The 16,543-nt window shown below is 75.4% G+C and carries 16 protein-coding genes; 11 read left to right on the top strand and 5 right to left on the bottom strand.

Annotation, left to right across the window (positions count from 1 at the left end; all coding sequences use genetic code 11):
- Positions 1–30: 30 nt before the first annotated feature.
- Genes QNH85_RS08450 through QNH85_RS08460 form a run of 3 tightly spaced genes read left to right on the top strand, consistent with a single transcriptional unit; the run spans position 31 to position 1,593 of the window.
- Positions 31–246, top strand: coding sequence for a hypothetical protein (locus QNH85_RS08450; RefSeq protein ID WP_282945742.1), 216 nt, complete (start codon positions 31–33; stop codon positions 244–246).
- Complete coding sequence (locus QNH85_RS08455; protein WP_282945743.1) at positions 239–1,093, top strand: NAD-dependent epimerase/dehydratase family protein; 855 nt, start codon at positions 239–241, stop codon at positions 1,091–1,093. The genes QNH85_RS08450 and QNH85_RS08455 overlap by 8 nt, the downstream gene beginning before the upstream one ends.
- Positions 1,094–1,110: 17 nt before the next feature.
- On the top strand, positions 1,111–1,593 hold the full coding sequence (locus QNH85_RS08460) for an NUDIX hydrolase (protein WP_282945744.1): 483 nt from the start codon (positions 1,111–1,113) through the stop codon (positions 1,591–1,593).
- A 24-nt stretch (positions 1,594–1,617) separates the two neighbouring features.
- Here QNH85_RS08460 and QNH85_RS08465 read toward each other — a convergent pair whose 3' ends face one another.
- Positions 1,618–2,559, bottom strand: coding sequence for a glycosyltransferase family 2 protein (locus QNH85_RS08465; protein ID WP_282945745.1), 942 nt, complete (start codon positions 2,557–2,559; stop codon positions 1,618–1,620).
- Between the two features lie 135 nt (positions 2,560–2,694).
- Between QNH85_RS08465 and QNH85_RS08470 the strand changes: the two genes are divergently transcribed.
- The 4 genes from QNH85_RS08470 to QNH85_RS08485 all read left to right on the top strand — a co-directional run bounded on the left by QNH85_RS08470 (position 2,695) and on the right by QNH85_RS08485 (position 5,858).
- Positions 2,695–3,690, top strand: a complete 996-nt coding sequence (locus QNH85_RS08470; RefSeq protein ID WP_282945746.1) for a DMT family transporter — start codon at positions 2,695–2,697, stop codon at positions 3,688–3,690.
- Entirely contained in the window at positions 3,650–4,219 is a 570-nt protein-coding gene (locus QNH85_RS08475) for a GNAT family N-acetyltransferase (RefSeq protein ID WP_282945978.1), read from the top strand. Before QNH85_RS08470 ends, QNH85_RS08475 begins: the two co-directional genes overlap by 41 nt.
- Positions 4,216–4,854: a CYTH domain-containing protein gene (locus tag QNH85_RS08480; protein ID WP_282945747.1), complete on the top strand. Its 639-nt coding sequence runs from the start codon at positions 4,216–4,218 to the stop codon at positions 4,852–4,854. Before QNH85_RS08475 ends, QNH85_RS08480 begins: the two co-directional genes overlap by 4 nt.
- Positions 4,855–4,946: 92 nt before the next feature.
- Positions 4,947–5,858, top strand: a complete 912-nt coding sequence (locus QNH85_RS08485; RefSeq protein WP_282945748.1) for a VOC family protein — start codon at positions 4,947–4,949, stop codon at positions 5,856–5,858.
- A gap of 117 nt (positions 5,859–5,975) precedes the next feature.
- Here QNH85_RS08485 and QNH85_RS08490 read toward each other — a convergent pair whose 3' ends face one another.
- Entirely contained in the window at positions 5,976–7,031 is a 1,056-nt protein-coding gene (locus QNH85_RS08490) for a glutathione S-transferase family protein (protein ID WP_282945749.1), read from the bottom strand.
- A 189-nt stretch (positions 7,032–7,220) separates the two neighbouring features.
- Here QNH85_RS08490 and QNH85_RS08495 point away from each other — a divergent pair, with 189 nt between their 5' ends.
- Positions 7,221–8,939: a hypothetical protein gene (locus QNH85_RS08495; RefSeq protein WP_282945750.1), complete on the top strand. Its 1,719-nt coding sequence runs from the start codon at positions 7,221–7,223 to the stop codon at positions 8,937–8,939.
- Between the two features lie 21 nt (positions 8,940–8,960).
- Here the strand turns inward: QNH85_RS08495 and QNH85_RS08500 are convergent, their stop codons facing one another.
- Both QNH85_RS08500 and QNH85_RS08505 read right to left on the bottom strand, forming a co-directional pair.
- Complete coding sequence (locus tag QNH85_RS08500; RefSeq protein ID WP_282945751.1) at positions 8,961–10,160, bottom strand: hydroxymethylglutaryl-CoA synthase; 1,200 nt, start codon at positions 10,158–10,160, stop codon at positions 8,961–8,963.
- A gap of 236 nt (positions 10,161–10,396) precedes the next feature.
- Positions 10,397–11,452 (bottom strand): hydroxymethylglutaryl-CoA reductase, encoded by a 1,056-nt coding sequence (locus tag QNH85_RS08505; RefSeq protein WP_282945752.1) that lies wholly within the window; start codon positions 11,450–11,452, stop codon positions 10,397–10,399.
- Between the two features lie 135 nt (positions 11,453–11,587).
- Here QNH85_RS08505 and QNH85_RS08510 point away from each other — a divergent pair, with 135 nt between their 5' ends.
- Complete coding sequence (locus QNH85_RS08510; RefSeq protein WP_282945753.1) at positions 11,588–12,364, top strand: LLM class F420-dependent oxidoreductase; 777 nt, start codon at positions 11,588–11,590, stop codon at positions 12,362–12,364.
- Positions 12,365–12,456: 92 nt separating this feature from the next.
- Here QNH85_RS08510 and QNH85_RS08515 read toward each other — a convergent pair whose 3' ends face one another.
- The gene (locus QNH85_RS08515; RefSeq protein ID WP_282945754.1) at positions 12,457–14,268 is read right to left on the bottom strand and encodes an alpha/beta hydrolase; all 1,812 of its coding nucleotides are present in this window, start codon (positions 14,266–14,268) and stop codon (positions 12,457–12,459) included.
- Positions 14,269–14,450: 182 nt separating this feature from the next.
- Between QNH85_RS08515 and QNH85_RS08520 the strand changes: the two genes are divergently transcribed.
- Positions 14,451–15,146 (top strand): metal-dependent transcriptional regulator, encoded by a 696-nt coding sequence (locus tag QNH85_RS08520; RefSeq protein ID WP_282945755.1) that lies wholly within the window; start codon positions 14,451–14,453, stop codon positions 15,144–15,146.
- 135 nt (positions 15,147–15,281) lie between these two features.
- Positions 15,282–16,523 carry an MFS transporter gene (locus QNH85_RS08525; protein WP_428830384.1) on the top strand — a complete coding sequence of 414 codons (1,242 nt, stop codon included), beginning with the start codon at positions 15,282–15,284 and terminating at the stop codon, positions 16,521–16,523.
- Positions 16,524–16,543: the final 20 nt, after the last annotated feature.

The raw sequence follows: 16,543 nt of genomic DNA on the forward strand, positions 1-16,543 counted from the left end.
CGCGGGCGCCGGGCGCTGGACGTGGTCGCGGTGTCGCTCGCGGCGGTGGTGCTCGCCGGGGTCGTCGTCCTGCTGGCCGTCACCGACGGGTTCGCGGACTCCTGGTACCTGGTCGTCCTGGCGGCGGTGCTGCTCGCCGGGTTCCTGGTGGGCGTGCGGGTGCGCCGGCGACGGGAGGCGGACGCACCGCCTCGCGCCGAGGTGGCTCGCCGCGCCCGGGCGGGACAGGATGGCCCGCATGACTGAGACCGTCGCCGTGACCGGCGCGCTGGGCAAGGTGGGCCGCGCGGTGGTGCAGGACCTGCTGGACCACGGGTACGCCGTGCACGCCACGGACGTGCAGGGCCCCTTCGGGGAGCGCGCCGGGCTGGGCGTGGACGTGATGCGCGCCGAGCTCGCGGACTACGGGCAGGCGGTGGAGGCGCTCGCGGGCTGCTCCGCGGTCGTGCACCTCGCGAACATCCCGCAGCCCGGCATGGAGAGCCCGCCCGACACCCTCAACCGGAACCTCGCCGCGAACAACAACGTGTTCCTCGCCGCGCAGCGCCTGGGTCTGCGCAAGGTGGTGTGGGCGTCCAGCGAGACGACGCTCGGCCTGCCGTTCGACGTCCCGCCGCTGTACGCGCCGGTCGACGAGGCGCACTTCCCCTACCCGACCAGCACCTACGCGCTGTCCAAGGTGCTGAGCGAGGACGTCGCCGCGCAGGTGTCGCAGTGGTCCGGCATCCCGTTCGTCGGGCTGCGGCTGTCGAACGTGTTCCCGCGCGAGGCGTACGCGCAGGTGCCGTCGTACTGGGCGGACCCGGCGCTGCGGCGGTGGAACCTGTGGGGCTACATCGACGTGCGCGACGCGGCGACGGCGTTCCGGCTGGCGCTGGAGGTCGAGACGACGGGCTCGCAGAACGTCATCATCGCGGCCGCCGACACGATCATGGACACCCCGTCGGCCGAGCTCCTGGCCGCCGAGTTCCCGGGTGTCGAGGTGCGCCGCGAGCTCGGCACCTACGAGACGCTGCTGGCGATCGACGCGGCGCGGGAGCTGCTGGGGTTCGAGCCGCAGCACTCGTGGCGGGACGAGGTCGCGCGGGGCTGACCCCCTAGCATCGTCGCGTGCCCACCCCTGACTTCGTCCTGGACCTGCGCGAGAAGATCGGCCACGACCTGCTGTGGCTCTCCGGCGTGAGCGCGGTGGTGCTGCGGCCCGCCGCGGGCGGCGGCGAGGAGGTGCTGCTGGTCCGGCGCGCCGACAACGGCGCGTGGACGCCGGTGACGGGGATCATCGACCCGGGGGAGGAGCCCGCGATCGCCGGCGCCCGCGAGGTGCTGGAGGAGACCGAGGTGGTCGCCGTCGCCGAGCGCCTGGCGTGGGTGCACGCGCTGCCGCCGATGACGTACGCCAACGGCGACCGGTCGCAGTACCTGGACCTGACGTTCCGCTTCCGGTGGGTGTCGGGCGAGCCGGGGCCGGGCGACGGCGAGAACTCCGAGGCGCGCTGGTTCCGCCTGGACGCGCTGCCGGAGATGTCGGCGGAGATGCACGCCCGGGTCGCGCACGCGCTGCAGCCCGCGGGGGACGCGCGGTTCGCGGTCTGACCCGTCCCCCGGCGGACCGGTTCGTCAGGCCGTGCGCCGCGGGTCCCCGTGCTGCCGGCCCTGCCGTCGCAGCGCCAGCAGCTCCCGGTGGAACGCCACCCGGCGCCGCAGCCGCAGCGCCTCCTCGTCCACGCCACCGGGCGCGGTGACGGCGCGGACCCCGAGCAGCACGCGGAGGGCCACCAGCTTGGCCACGGACGTCGCCGCGGGCGGGTTCCGGCCGTGCAGGTGGTGCGCCAGGTAGGCCTCGCCCCGCCCGCGACCCGTGGCCTGCCGCGCGAGCCGGCGGGCGTCCAGGCGGTCCGCGTCGGGGTGGTGCTCGACGGTCGCGCCGCCGACGCCGGCCTGCCGGAACCCGGCCTGCAGCGCGTCCAGCCGGAACACCGTGTCCTCGGCGCCGGGGTAGCGGGCGGTGCCGAGCGACTCGTCGAACGGCACCGTGTCCAGCACCTCCCGCGTCGTGCCGAGGCTCGCGGCGGCGAACTCGCGGCCCACCACCGGCGGGTCCGGCACGACCGCGAAGTACGCGGACGCCAGCGCGGGGCTGAGCCACGGCCGGTGCAGGTGCGGGGCGAGCGCGACGGACCCGTTGACCACGTCCGCGTCGCCGCGCCGCAGCGGGGTGGCCATCCGCTCGACCCAGTCCGGCGGCACGCGCACGTCGTCGTCGGTGAAGAGCAGCACCGGAGCCGCGGCGGCCGCCACGCCGCGGTTCCGGGCCCGCGCGATCCCCGGGCGGCGCTCCTCGACCACGCGCACCCGCGGGTCCCGCCGGGCCGCGGCGGCCAGCACGACGGGCGTCCGGTCGGTCGAGGCGTTGTCGACGACGACGACCTCCGCGGGCAGGTCGGCGCGCTCCGCGTGGTCGAGGGCGACCCGCAGGTGATCGAGCGTGGGCCCGAGCCGCTCGGCGCCGTCCCGGGTGCACAGCACGACCGAGACCGCCGGCGTGGTGCGTCCTGCCATCTCTCGGGCTCCGTCCGCCTCGATGTCCGTGGGCGGGGGCCGCGTTGCCTCCGCAGCCGAGTATGCGGCGCGTGCGGGGTGCCGGACACCCGTGGACGCGTCGGGAGGCCCCGCGGGACGCGTACCCTCCTGCGGGTGCCCCTGCCGCCCCGCACCGGACCGATCGCCGCGCTCGTCGGGGCGACCCTGTTCTGGGCGGGCAACTACGTGCTGGGCGCGGTCGCCGTCCGCGAGATGAGCCCGGTCGCCCTGACCGCGCTGCGGTGGTCGCTCGCCGTCGTGCCGCTGGCCGTCATCGCGCAGGTGGTGGAGCGGCCGGACTGGCGGGCGGTGCTGCGGACCTGGCGGCGGCAGGTCGTGCTGGCCCTGCTCGGGATGGTCGGGTACGCGCTGTTCGTCTACACCGCCCTGCAGCACACGTCCTCGGTGAACGCCTCCCTGGTGAACGCGCTCAACCCCGCGTTGATCGCCCTGCTCGGGGCGGCCGTCGCGCGCCGCGGGCTGACGGGGCGGGCGGTGGCGGGCATGTCCGTCGGCCTCCTGGGCGTGCTCGTCGTCATCACCGGCGGCCGCGTCGGCGACCTCGCGTCGCTGGAGCTCAACGTCGGGGACCTGCTCATGGTCGGGGCGATCGTCGTGTGGAGCCTGTACACGCTGGGCGGGCGCGGCCTCGCGGGGGTGCCGCCGATCGCCTCGACCGCGTTCCAGGCGGGGATCGCGGCGCTGCTGATGGCACCGTTCGCCGCGGCCGGGCAGGTGCACTGGCCGCGCGGCCGGGACGCCGTCGTCGCGCTGGTGGTCATCGCGCTGCTGCCGTCGGTCGGGTCGTACCTGCTGTGGAACCTCGCCCTGCGCCGCGTCCCGCCGGCGGAGGCGGGCTCCTACCTCAACCTCATCACCGTGTTCACCGTGCTCATCAGCGCCGTCACCGGGTACGCGCTCGGGGCGGCGCAGCTGGTCGGCGGCGTGCTGGTGCTGGGCGGCGTGCTGCTCGTGCGGGACCGGAGCGCCGCCGCCCCGGGCGCGGCCGGGCCCGGTAGGGTCCGGGAGCATGCAGGTGAGACCGTTCGCGATGTGCGACCTGCCGGGGATGTACCGCGTGTGCCTGCTGACGGGCGACGCGGGGACTGACGCCACGCCCGTGTACCGGGACCCGGACCTGCTCGGCCACGTCTACGCCGCGCCGTACCCCGTCGCCGACCCGTCGCTGACGTGGGTGGTCACGGACGACGAGGGCCTGTGCGGCTACGTCGTCGGGACGGCCGACTCGCAGGCGTTCGCCCGCTGGCAGGAGGAGTCGTGGTGGCCGGCGCTGCGCGAGCGGCTGCCGCTGCCCGCCGCCGCGGACGACGGGACGAAGGACCACGAGCTGCTGCACACCGTGCACCACGGCGCCAGGTACGACAGCGACGTGACCGACCCGTACCCCGCGCACCTGCACATCGACCTGCTGCCGCGCGCCCAGGGCCGGGGGCTCGGCCGGACCCTCATCACGACCCTGGTGGACGCGCTCCGGGAGCGGGGCGTCCCGGGGCTGCACCTGGGGGTGTCGGAGCAGAACGCCGGGGCGATCGCGTTCTACGACCGGGTGGGGTTCCGCACGGTGGCGGCGCACACCTGGGGACGCACGCTCGGCATGGACCTGGAGGTGGCCGCGTGAGCGACACCGGCTACGGCGACTTCGAGTTCGAGCGCCGGTTCTTCGTCGAGCAGCCGCCCGCCGAGCTGCTCGACGAGCCCGACCCGGTGCTCATCGTGCAGTCGTACTACCTGGCGCAGGACGGCTACGCGCTGCGGCTGCGGGTGCAGGCCTCCGGCCTCCGGGTGCGGCTCGGTCCCGACGCCGACCCGCTCGCGGTGCTGGACGAGGTGGGGCACCGGTTCGAGTTCTGCGCCGTGACCCTCAAGGGCCCGATGAACGTCGGCACCCGCTACGAGGCCGAGCGCGAGATCGACGTGACCGTCGGCATGGAGATGATCCGGCGCGGCGGCCACCGCATCGTGAAGAACCGGTACTCGGTGTGGCTCGGCGCCGACGGGTGGGTGATCGACGTGTTCGGCGGGGCGAACAGCCCGCTGGTCATCGCGGAGTGCGAGCGCTCCGGCCCGGTGACGGACCTCCAGATCCCCGCGTTCTGCGTCACCGAGGTGACCGACGACGCCCGGTTCTCGAACGACGGCCTGGCCCGCGCGCCGTACCGCGGCTGGGCGGCGGAGTACGGGCGCGAGCTCGCGGCGTCCGGGCCGCGGTTCCTCACCGACTTCGGGCGGAACGACGTGCAGCGGCGCGGCTGACCCGCCTGCTCGGCCCGCTGCCCGACCCTCGCGTGACCGACGGCATCCCCGCACGTCTGGTCAAAGGTTGAAGGCTCAACTATTGTAGGGACATGACCACCGACGCCAGCCCTCTCGGCCCCCTCGAGCGCCTCGCCGCCGACACCGCGATGGGCCCCGTCACGCTGCTCGTCGGCGACCTGGACCTGCAGCTGCGGTACTACCGCGACGTCCTGGGCCTCGAGGTCGTCGAGCGCCCCGACGAGCGCATCGAGGGCGTCGGGCGCCCGGACGTCGTCGTGCTCGGCCGCGGCAGCACCGGGCTGCTGGTCCTGCGCCACACCCCGGACCTCCCGCCGACCAGCCGCGGGCAGGCGGGCCTGTTCCACACCGCGATCCTGTTCGACACCCGCGAGGCGCTGGCCGCGACCCTGGCGTCCGTCGCCGCGCGCGCCCCGCACACCTACGTCGGGAGCGCGGACCACCTGGTGTCCGAGGCGTTCTACCTCACCGACCCCGAGGGCAACGGCGTCGAGCTCTACTGGGACCGCGCGCGCGACCTGTGGCAGTACGACGCGCAGGGCCGGGTGGTGATGGACTCCCTGCGGCTGGACCCGAACGACTTCCTGCGCGCGCACGTCACCGACGCGGCGCTCGCGGCCCCCGCCGGGCGCCCCGTCGTCGGGCACGTGCACCTGCAGGTCGGCGACGTCGCCGGGGCGCGGGCGTTCTACGTCGACGCGCTCGGCTTCGACGTCATGGCCGACTGGCACGGCGCGCTGTTCGTGTCGGCCGGCGGCTACCACCACCACATGGCGATGAACACGTGGAACTCCGCCGGCGCCGGGCCCCGGGCGAGCTCCCTCGGTCTGGGCGAGGTCACGCTCGTCGTGCCGGGGTCGGACGACGTCGGCGCGCTGCGCGAGCGGCTGACGCACCACGGCGTCGCCGTGCGGGACGACGGGGCCACGGTCACGTTCGACGACCCGTGGCGCAACGTGGTCCGCGTCCGCCCGGCGGCCTGACGGCGCCGCTGCGGCCGGGGCGGGGCCGGCGAGGTCGTCACAACCGAGCGAGGTCGTCAGTCCTGCGGGACGACCTCGTGCCGGACTGACGACCTCGAGCGCGGTCGCCCGGGCGCGTCAGCCCGCCATCGCCTCCGCGGTGTGGGCCGGGTCGACGCGCTCGGCGGGCGCCACCGGCGGCGGCGGGGTGCCGTCGCCGAACGGGCGGCCGCCGAGCGCCTCGCGCCCGTGCGCGGTCAGCCAGCCGCGCAGGTCCGGCCCGCCGGGCACGATCTGCGTCGGGTTGATGTCCTGCTGCACCACGTAGTAGTGCCGCTTGATGTGGTCGAAGTCGACGGTGTCCCCGAAGCCCGGCGTCTGGAACAGGTCCCGCGCGTACGCCCACAGCACCGGCATCTCGGTCAGCTTCGACCGGTTGCACTTGAAGTGCCCGTGGTAGACCGCGTCGAACCGGACCAGCGTGGTGAACAGCCGGACGTCCGCCTCGGTGATCGTGTCCCCGACCAGGTAGCGCTGCCCGGCCAGCCGCTCGCTCAGCTGGTCGAGGCGGGAGAACAGCCGCCGGTACGCCCGGTCGTAGGCCTCCTGCGAGCCCGCGAACCCGCACCGGTAGACGCCGTTGTTGACGTCGGTGAACACGGCGCGCGCGACCTGGTCGATCTCGTCGCGCAGGTGCTCCGGGTACAGGTCGGGGGCGCCGTCGCGGTGGTGCGCGGTCCACTCGGTCTCGAGGTCGAGCGTCATCTGCGCGTAGTCGTTCGTCACCACCTGGCCGGTCGGCACGTCGACGATCGCCGGGACCGTGATGCCGCGCTCGTAGCCCGGGAACCGCGCGAAGTAGGCGTCCTGGATCCGGGGGATGCCCAGCACGGGGTCGACGCCGCCCGGGTCCAGGTCGAAGGTCCACGACCGCTTGTCGTGCGTCGGCCCGCACACGCCCATGCTGAGCGCGTCCTCCAGCCCGAGCAGCCGCCTGACGATGACGACCCGGCTCGCCCAGGGGCACGCGCGCGAGACCACGAGCCGGTACCGGCCGGGCTCGACGGGGTAGCCGTCCCGGCCGTCCGCGGTGATCCGGGTGGTGATGTAGTTCTGGTCCCGGACGAACTCGGTGCCGGCCGTCACGTACGCGCCGGCGGTGCTGAGGTCCTGGTCGGTGGTGCCCGGTGTCATGCCCCGATCATCCCGCGTGCCGGGACGGGGCGCCTCGCGGCGTGTCCCCGCCCTGCCTAGAGTGGCCCGGACCCCGACCTCGACCCCGGAGACCCGTGCCTGCTGCGCCCGCCGCCCCGTCCCGCCCCTCGCGCCCGTCCGTGTGGCACGGGCGTCCGGGCCCGCCGCACCGCCGCCCTGGCCGCCGCGGTGACCCTCGGCCTGCTCGCGGCCTGCACCGGCGGGGGCACCGAGACGCCCAGCCCGGACCCGACGCCCACGCCGGTGGTCGTGCGTCCCGCGGTCGCCCTGCCGGACGCGCCCGTCACGGTGGTGCCGGGCGCGCCCGCGGCCGACACCGCGCTCGCGGTCAGCGGGGCGCTGTTCGCCGAGGCGCCGGTCGCCGTGCTCGTCGAGGACGCCGAGCTGGCGCTCGTGGCGCCGGCCGCCTCCGCCGCCGTGGCCCTCGGGTCGCCGCTGCTGGTCGCGGGCGCGCAGGGGCTCGACGACGAGCTGGAGCGGCTCGGCACCGAGCACGTGGTGGTGCTCGGCGGGCCCGGTGCGGACCTCCCGGACGGCGTGCGGGCCTACCCCGTCGACGGCGAGGACCCGGGGGCGGGGCTCGCGGACCTCGGCGTGGAGCTCGGCCCGGCGCAGGACGCGGCGGGTGCCGGCCTCGTCGCCGCGGTCGTCGCGCTCGCCCGCCCGGAGCCCGCGCTGCTGTCCGTCGCCCCGGAGGCCGCCGCCACGCCCGCGCCGAGCGCGACCCCGGGGGACCGGTCGACCGGGCGCGCGACCGGCGACCCCTCCGCCGCCCCCGGCGACGGGGACGGTGCGCCCGGGCTCGGCGACGGCGTGGGCGTCGAGCCCGCGGACGCCCCGGACGGCGCCGCGCTGCTCCTCGACGTCGCCGCCACCGACCCGGTCGCCGCCTCGGTCGCCGCCGCCACCGCCCGGGCGGCGGGGCTGCCGGTCGTCGACGTGCCCACGGGCGACCCCCGCGCCACGGCGGCGTCCGTGCAGGCCCTCACCGGCGTGCGGAGCGTCGTCGCGGTGGGCGCGTCGTTCGGGGCGGCCGAGGTGCTCGCGCCCCGCCTCGCGTCGGCGGCCACCGGCACGCAGCTGCCGGGCGGCGGGCAGCTCGTGTTCCCCGACACGTCGACCGGCCTGACGGGCAAGCGGTACGTCGCGCTGTACGGGACGCCGGGCACCCCGGCGCTCGGCGTGCTGGGCGAGCAGGACGTGCCGTCGACCATCGCCCGGGCGCAGCAGACCGCCGCCCCGTACGTCCCGCTCACCACGGACACGGTGGTGCCGACGCTGGAGATCATCGCGACCGTGGCGTCGGCCGCCCCGGAGCCGGACGGCTCCTACTCGCGCGGACGCTCAGTCGAGGAGCTCCGCCCGCTGGTCGAGGCGGCGGGCGAGGCCGGCATGGCGGTCGTCATCGACCTGCAGCCCGGCCGCACGGACTTCGTCACGCAGGCGCAGCGGTACGCCGACCTGCTCGCGTACCCGCACGTCGGCCTGGCGCTCGACCCGGAGTGGCGGCTGAAGCCCGACCAGGTGCACCTGCGGCAGATCGGCTCGGTCGGGGTGGACGAGGTCAACGCCACCGCCGCGTGGCTCGCGCAGTTCACGCGGGAGCGGCAGCTGCCGCAGAAGATGTTCCTGCTGCACCAGTTCTCGCTGCGGATGATCACCGAGCGCGAGCGCCTCGACACGAGCCACGACGAGCTCGCGACGATCATCCACGCCGACGGGCAGGGCTCGCAGCCGGCGAAGGCCGGGACCTGGGCGACGCTGCGCCAGGGCGCGCCCGACGTGCACTGGGGCTGGAAGAACTTCTACGACGAGGACCTGCCGATGCTGGACCCCGTGCAGACGTACTCCGTGCAGCCGGTGCCAGACCTGGTGACGTACCAGTAGGTCCGGGTGCGCCGCCCGGCGTCAGGCGACGGCGGCGTCCGCGGCGGCGGTGCGCTCGTACACCCGCTGGTGCCCGGTGATCGCGCTCATCCGGAACGGGTTCCGGGTCACCGGCGCGATCGTGTGGTCCCCGCCGTCGACCGGGTTCACCGGCGCGACGATCTCCAGGTACTCCGGGTGCGTCACCTCGACCCGCTCGTCGAGCAGGCGGCGGTGCGCGGCGGCGCGCAGGTGCGCGCGGTAGCCGGGCTGCACGACGCCGGTGAACATCTCGCCGACGGCGCCGGAGCCGTAGCTGAAGAACCCGATGCGCGAGCCCGCGAGGTCCTCGGTCGCGTGGTCGAGCAGCGACGCGAGCCCGATGTACATCGACGCGGTGTAGGAGTTCCCGATCTCGCGGTTGTACCGCAGGGTGTCGGCGACCTGGGCCTCCATCACCTCGGCGTCCCGCGGCGCCCCGGCGATGCGGGTGAGGTGCGCGTGGGCCTTCGTCGCCATCTTGGTGAACGGCTGGTGGTAGACGAACGCGTCGATGTCGCCGAACGCCGGGCCGCCCTGCGCCTGCAGGTCCTGCCACGCGCCGGTGAGGGAGTCGGTGTACGCGCGGATCGACAGCCGGCCGTCGACCACGGCGGTGGTCCGGTAGTTCGGCCGCCAGAAGTCCATGACGTCGGAGGTGTGCAGCCCGGACAGCGGCTCGATCGCGACCAGGCGGGGGTCCGCGGTGACGAGCATCGCGACGGCGCCGCAGCCCTGGGTCGGCTCGCCCGAGGACCCGACGTCGTACCGCGCGACGTCGGAGCAGATGACGAGCACCTTCTGCTCGGGGTTCCGCGCGACGAGCGCCAGCGCCATCTGCAGCGCGGACGTGCCGGCGTAGCAGGCCTGCTTCAGCTCGACGACGCGCGCGGCGGGGGACAGGCCGAGCAGCCGGTGCACGTAGACGCCGGCCGACTTCGACTGGTCGATGCCGGACTCGGTGGCGAGCAGCACGGTCCGGATCGACGCGATCCCGTCCTCGTCGAGGTCCTCCACGAGGGGCAGCGCGGCGGCGGCGGCGAGGGTCACGACGTCCTCGTCGGGGGCGCACACGCTCATCCGGTCCTGGCCGAGGCCGACCGTGTACTTGGCGACCTCGACGCCGTGCACCGGGGCGAGGTTCGCCAGGTCGAGGTACCGGTCCGCGGTCGCGAAGGCCAGGTCGTCGATGCCGAGCTGCATGTCGGGGTGGGATCCTCTCCGGCTGGGCGTCGTCCGCAGGCGGTGACCCGGGCCGACGGGCCCCGGGAGGCGGCCCGCCGACGTCGGCGGCCACGCGAGGCCCGGACGACTGTAGCCCCGCGCGTGAGCGCCGACCAACGGCGGTCGACGACTCTTCACGCGCCTCTCACGGAACGCCTCCGGTGCCCGGGTTCTTCCCGTTCGTGAACGGGATCACGTGCACCGCGCGCGTGCGGTCAGCCCTGCGCGGCGCTCCCGCGCTCCAGCTTCAGGTGCGCCGCCATGAGCTCGCCGGGGTTGGTCTGCGCCGCCATCAGCGACAGCTCCCCGCACAGGACCGTCGCCGCGCACAGCACCGCGAGCCGCCGGGCGTTGGCGCCGGGCTCCCGGTCCTCGCGGCAACCGAGCCGCGTGAGGTTCTCCTCGACGAAGTCGAGGCCCTTGCCGTTGCCGACCGTGCCGACCACGAGGTTCGGCAGGGTGCACGAGAAGTAGAGGTCGCCGTCGCGGACCTCGGCGTGGGTGAGGCCCTGCGAGCCCTCGACGATGTTCGCCGCGTCCTGGCCGGTCGCGAGGTAGAACGCCAGCAGCATGTTCGCGTAGTGCGCGTTCGCCGAGCGCAGCCCGCCCGCGAGCATCGTGCCGATGAGGTTCTTGCGGATGTTCAGCTGCACGATCGCCTCGGGCGTCGTGTGCAGGAACCGCTCGACCAGTCGGCGGGGGATGACGATCTCGGTGACGACGTTCTTGCCGCGGCCGAGGATGCCGTTCACCGCCGTGGCCTTCTTGTCCGAGCAGTAGTTCCCGGAGATCGACCCGTACCGCAGCCCGGGGACCGTCGCGAGGACGTGGTCCATCAGCTTCTCGGCGGCGTTCGTCACCATGTTGTGGCCGGACGCGTCGCCGGTGCTCAGCTCGAACCGCACGAACAGCAGGTTGCCGGCGATCTGGAAGTGCAGGTCGATCAGCCGCGCGAACCGGCTGGTGGTCGACACGACCGCCTCGAGGTCGGCCCGGTGCGCGGTCAGGTACTGCACCGCTGCCAGCGCGACGCCGGCGTCGTCGGCCTCCAGCAGCACGGACCGGGACATCCGCTCGTCCACCAGCGTCGCCCGGATGCCGCCCTCGACCATCGTCGACAGCCGCGCCCCCCGCCGGACCGACGGCCACAGCGGCGACTCGTACGTGGCGAGCGGCACCTCCGTCTCGCCCGTCATCACGTTGCCGCTCAGCCGCACGGGGCCGACCCAGCGCAGGGGGACGGGCGCGGACGCGTCGGCGGCGGCGGACATGGGGACCTCCGGGGGTCGGCAGGCGTGGGGGCGCCGGGTCGGCGCAGCCGTCAGCGTAGACGCCGCCGACCGGGACCGTCCGACCGGCGGACGTCCTGCCTGCGCACGGCCACGGCCGGACGTACCGTGTGCCGCATGACGCGCCCCCTCCGCATCGGAGTCCAGATCCAGCCCCAGCACGCCGACTACCCGCAGATCCGCGACGCCGTCCGGCGCGCGGAGGACCTGGGCGTCGACGTCATCTTCAACTGGGACCACTTCTTCCCGCTGAGCGGCGACCCCGACGGCAAGCACTTCGAGTGCTGGACCATGCTGGGCGCCTGGGCGGAGCAGACCAGCCGCGTGGAGATCGGCGCGCTGGTGACGTGCAACTCCTACCGGAACCCCGAGCTGCTGGCGGACATGGCCCGCACCGTCGACCACATCAGCGGGGGACGGCTGATCCTCGGCATCGGGGCCGGCTGGTTCGAGAAGGACTACGACCGGTTCGGCTACGAGTTCGGCACCGCGGGGTCCCGCATCGCCGAGCTGGCCGAGGCGCTCCCGCGGATCAAGGCACGGTTGGCCGCGGGCAACCCCGCGCCCACGCGGGACATCCCGGTGCTGATCGGCGGCGGCGGGGAGAAGAAGACGCTGCGGGTGGTGGCCGAGCACGCCGACGCGTGGCACTCGTTCGGCGACCTGGACACCCTCACGCGCAAGAGCGCGATCCTCGACGAGCACGGTGCCGCCGTCGGCCGCGACACCGCGACGCTGGTCGAGCGCAGCGTCGGCGTCTCGGCGCCCCCGGACGAGGTCGCCGCCCCGCTGGTGGCCGCGGGCGTGACGCTGTTCACGGTCGGTGTCAGCGGCCCGGACTACGACCTCTCGCTGGTCGAGCAGTGGGTCCGCTGGCGCGACGCGCAGAGCTGACCCCCCGCCGAGGTCGGCACTCCGCGGCCCAGGTCGGCACCTCGAGGTGCCGATCTCGACCCGCGGCTGCCGACCTCGGCGAGACGACGCGGTCAGCCGACCGTCGAGCCGGGGAGGGTCGGGAGCGTCAGGGACTCGTCGATGTGGGACTGGAGGGCCGCGAGCTCCGGCGCGGTCCAGCCGGGCGGCTCCGTGACGTCCGCCCAGGCACCGACCACCTGGCTGGCGTAGTTGTGGCCGTGGCCGTCGGGCACGCTCACCCCGAAGAACTGGTCGACCGTCACCTGCACCCACGTGATGACGGGGAACCACCGCACCCGGCCGGAGACGTCCGGACCGCGCGGCTCCGCGAGCCAGTCCGGCTGCCGCGTGATGAGGTCCCACGACCACCAGACCACCGGGTCGCTGGCGTGCTGGAGGTACGCGACCCGGGGCGGGTCCCAGTCCGCGCCGGGGGCCGCGAGGTCGGCGGCGTCCGCGCCGAACCGGACCGTCTCGCCGTCGTCGACGACGGGCTGCCACTCCGGGCTGCCGGGATCGCGGCCGTCGGTGATCGTCCGCCACAGCGGCGTGAAGCTCGGGGTGCCGACGTAGAGCGCACCGTCGACCCGGCTCGTGAGGTCGCCGACCGAGCCGAAGGCGGCCTGCGCCGCGAACGACCCCAGGCTGAGCCCGTAGGACACCAGCTGCGGGCGGTCGTCCTCGGGCAGCTCCGACCACCGGGCGTGCACCGCGTCGAACAGCTCGCGCCCCGCCTCCGACGCCCGGTCGGCGTCGACCAGGAACGAGATCCAGCTCGGCAGGTAGGAGTACTGCATGGTCGCGATCGCGGTGTCCCCGCCCCACAGGTACTCCAGCGCGGCCATCTGCTGCGGTTCCGTCCACCCGGTGCCGGTGGCGCCCGCGACCACGAGCACCGACCGGTCGAACGCCCCGGTGCGCTCCAGCTCCTCGACCACCAGGGCGGCCCGCTCGCTGGCGTCGTCCGCGGAGTCCAGGCCGACGTAGACGCGGACGGGCTCGACCGCGGGGTCGCCGGTGGCCTCGGTGATCTCGTCCGGCGTCGGCCCGCCGGCCACGAACGAGCGGCCGTGCAGCCCGAGGGAGTCCCACGGCACCGCCGAGTCCGGCGACCCCGAGCGCAGCGGTGACGTGACGGGCTCGACGCCCGCGGCGGTCTCGGAGTTGGTCCCCGCGTACACCGAGTCGGCGACGTCCACCACGACCCGGAACAGCACGCCCGCCGCGAGCCAGTACACGAGCAGGGCGGTGAGGACCACGCCCGCGAGCGACGCCACCGGCGCGGGGACCCAGCGGCCCAGCAGGCGCGCGACCCGCTGCGACACCCGGCGCAGGGAGCGGGCCAGCGCCAGCAGCGCCAGCCCGACGGCCAGGGCGATGAGCCCGACGAGCACCGCCGCCGACGTCCGCCGCGGCTCGCCGACCAGCACCCGGACGTCGTCCTGCCACTGCGCCCCGACCGCCACGACCACCACCGCCAGCACCGGCCCCGCCCAGGCGAGCACCCGCCAGGCGACGCGGCGGACCCGCGGCGGCGGCAGGGGCAGCCCCGTGCGGCGGACCACCCATGCGACCAGCACGCCGACCCCGTACCCGACGACCGCGCCCACGCCGGCGATCAGGCCGAGGTACAGCGTCGGCCGGGGGAGGAGCGAGGGCGTCATCGCCGCCGCGAGCCCGACGAGCGCGCCGAGCATGCCCGGCCAGGACAGCTCCCGGCGGGCGAACCAGTGCCCGACCGGGGCGCCGGCGCGGCGGGCGACGGCGGCGACGCGGCCCGCGGGGCTCGGCTCGGGCGCGGGCCGCGGCGGGGGCGTGGCGCTCGGCGCGGACGTCCGGGTCGGCGCGGGGCTCGGCGAGGGCGCGGGGCGGTCGGCGTCCACGGGCGTCCTCCGTCGGCTGTCGGGCCGTCCGCGCGACGGCCGCCAGCGATTCGTACCACAGCCCCGGCCTCCGCCCGCCGAGGTCGTCACCTGCGCATGAGGTCGTCGGTCCCGCGGGACGACCTCGTGCGGGAGTGACGACCTCGGGCCGCCGCGACCCCCCGCGCGCCTACCCTGGGGGCGTGAGCGAGACCAGTGACCTGACGGCCGTCGCCCAGGACTACCTCAAGGTGATCTGGACGGCCCGCGAGTGGTCGACCGCCCCGGTGACCACCAAGATGCTCGCCGAGCGGCTCGGCGTCGGTGCCTCCACCGTGTCCGAGACGGTCCGCCGGCTGGCCGACCAGGGGCTGGTCGAGCACGCGCCCTACGCGGCGATCACGCTCACCGACGAGGGCGTCCGGCACGCCGTGCAGGTCGTGCGCCGGCACCGGTTGATCGAGACCTTCCTGGTCAGCGAGCTCGGCTACGCGTGGGACGAGGTGCACGACGAGGCCGAGGTCCTGGAGCACGCGGTCTCGGACCTCATGGTCGAGCGCATCGACGCCCGCCTGGGCCACCCGACCCGGGACCCTCACGGCGACCCCATCCCGGCGCCGGACGGCACCGTCCCCGCGCCGGCGGCCGACATGCTGTGGGAGCTGGCCCAGGGCGCGGGCCGCGTCGCCCGCATCTCCGACGCCGACCCGGGCCTGCTGCGGTACCTCGCGTCCGTCGGGGTGGTCCTGGACGCCCGCGTGGAGGTCGTGGAGCGCCGCGACTTCGCCGGGATGACGGCGGTGCGCGTGCTGCCGCCCGACGGCGACGCGGAGCCCCGGTCCGTCGAGCTCGGCGAGCTCGCCGCGCGCGCCATCTGGGTGCTGCTCGACGCCCGCTGACCGCCCGGTAGGCTGGCCGTTCCGGAGTTGCGCCGTCGCTGCGACCGGGACGGGCTGCCGCACCCGTCGGGCCGCGCCCCGGCGCACCCGGGTGCGCGCCGCCGCAGGACGACGACGCGGGAGCACATCGTGGGGATCAGCACGCAGGACGGCACGCCCGAGGCCGCCACGGACGTCCTGCTCGACCCCCACCTGGTCCGCCGTCGCGCGCGGCTGCCGCTGCTCGCGCTGGCGCTCGGCGGGTTCAGCATCGGCACCACCGAGTTCGCGACGATGGGCCTGCTGCCGCTGATCGCGGACGACCTGCACGCGACGATCCCCGAGACCGGCCACGCGATCACGGCCTACGCGCTCGGCGTGGTCGTCGGCGCCCCGCTGCTCACGACCCTCGCGGCCCGGATGGACCGGCGCCGGCTCCTGCTCCTGCTCATGGCGGCGTTCACCGTCGGCAACGTGCTGTCGGCCCTCGCGCCGTCGCTCGGCTGGCTGGTCCTCGCGCGGTTCGTGGCGGGCCTCCCGCACGGCGCGTTCTTCGGCGTCGGCGCGGTGATGGGCGCGCACGTCGCCGGTCCGGGCCGGCGCGGCCAGGCGGTCGCCACGATGATGGCCGGGCTGACCATCGCGAACGTCGTCGGCGTCCCGCTGTCCACCGTGCTGGGGCAGGTCTTCGGGTGGCGGGTCGCGTTCGTCGCCGTGGGCGTGCTCGGGCTGGTCACGCTGGCCGCGCTGCTGCGCTGGATCCCCGGGCTGGCGGTCCGGGACGGCGCGAGCGTGCGCGGTGAGCTCGGGGCGCTGCGCAACGGCCGGCTCTGGGTGGCGTGCGCCGCGGGGTCGATCGGGTTCGGCGGCATGTTCGCCGTCTACTCGTACGTGTCGCCGCTGCTCACCGAGGTCACGGGCATCGCCGAGGCGACGGTGCCGGTCGTGCTGGCCCTGTTCGGTGTCGGCATGACGATCGGCACGCTGCTCGGCGGCCGGCTCGCGGACCGGTCGGTGGCCCGCACGGTGCTGGTGGGGTTCGCGTCGACGATCGTCGCGCTGGTGCTCATCGCGGTGCTCGCGCAGTGGGTGGTGGCCGGGGTGCTGGCGATCATGCTGCTCGGGGTGACGTCGCAGGTGCTGGGGCTCGCGCTGCAGTCCTGGCTGATGGACCTGTCGCCGTCGGCGCCCTCGCTCGGCGCCGCCCTGTGCCACTCGGCGCTGAACGCCGGCAACGCGGCGGGGGCCTGGGCCGGCGGGCTCGTCATCGCCGGCGGCCTCGGCTACCTCGCGCCCGCGTGGGTCGGGGCGGGGCTCACCGCCGTCGGCCTGGTCATCGCCGCCGTCACGCTGCTGGGCGCGCGGGGCCGGGCGCCGGTGCCCACGGCAGCGGGCTGACGCGCCGGGGCCGGTCCCCA

The organism is Cellulomonas endometrii, from assembly GCF_949769265.1.
Taxonomy (GTDB): Bacteria; Actinomycetota; Actinomycetes; order Actinomycetales; family Cellulomonadaceae; genus Cellulomonas; species Cellulomonas endometrii.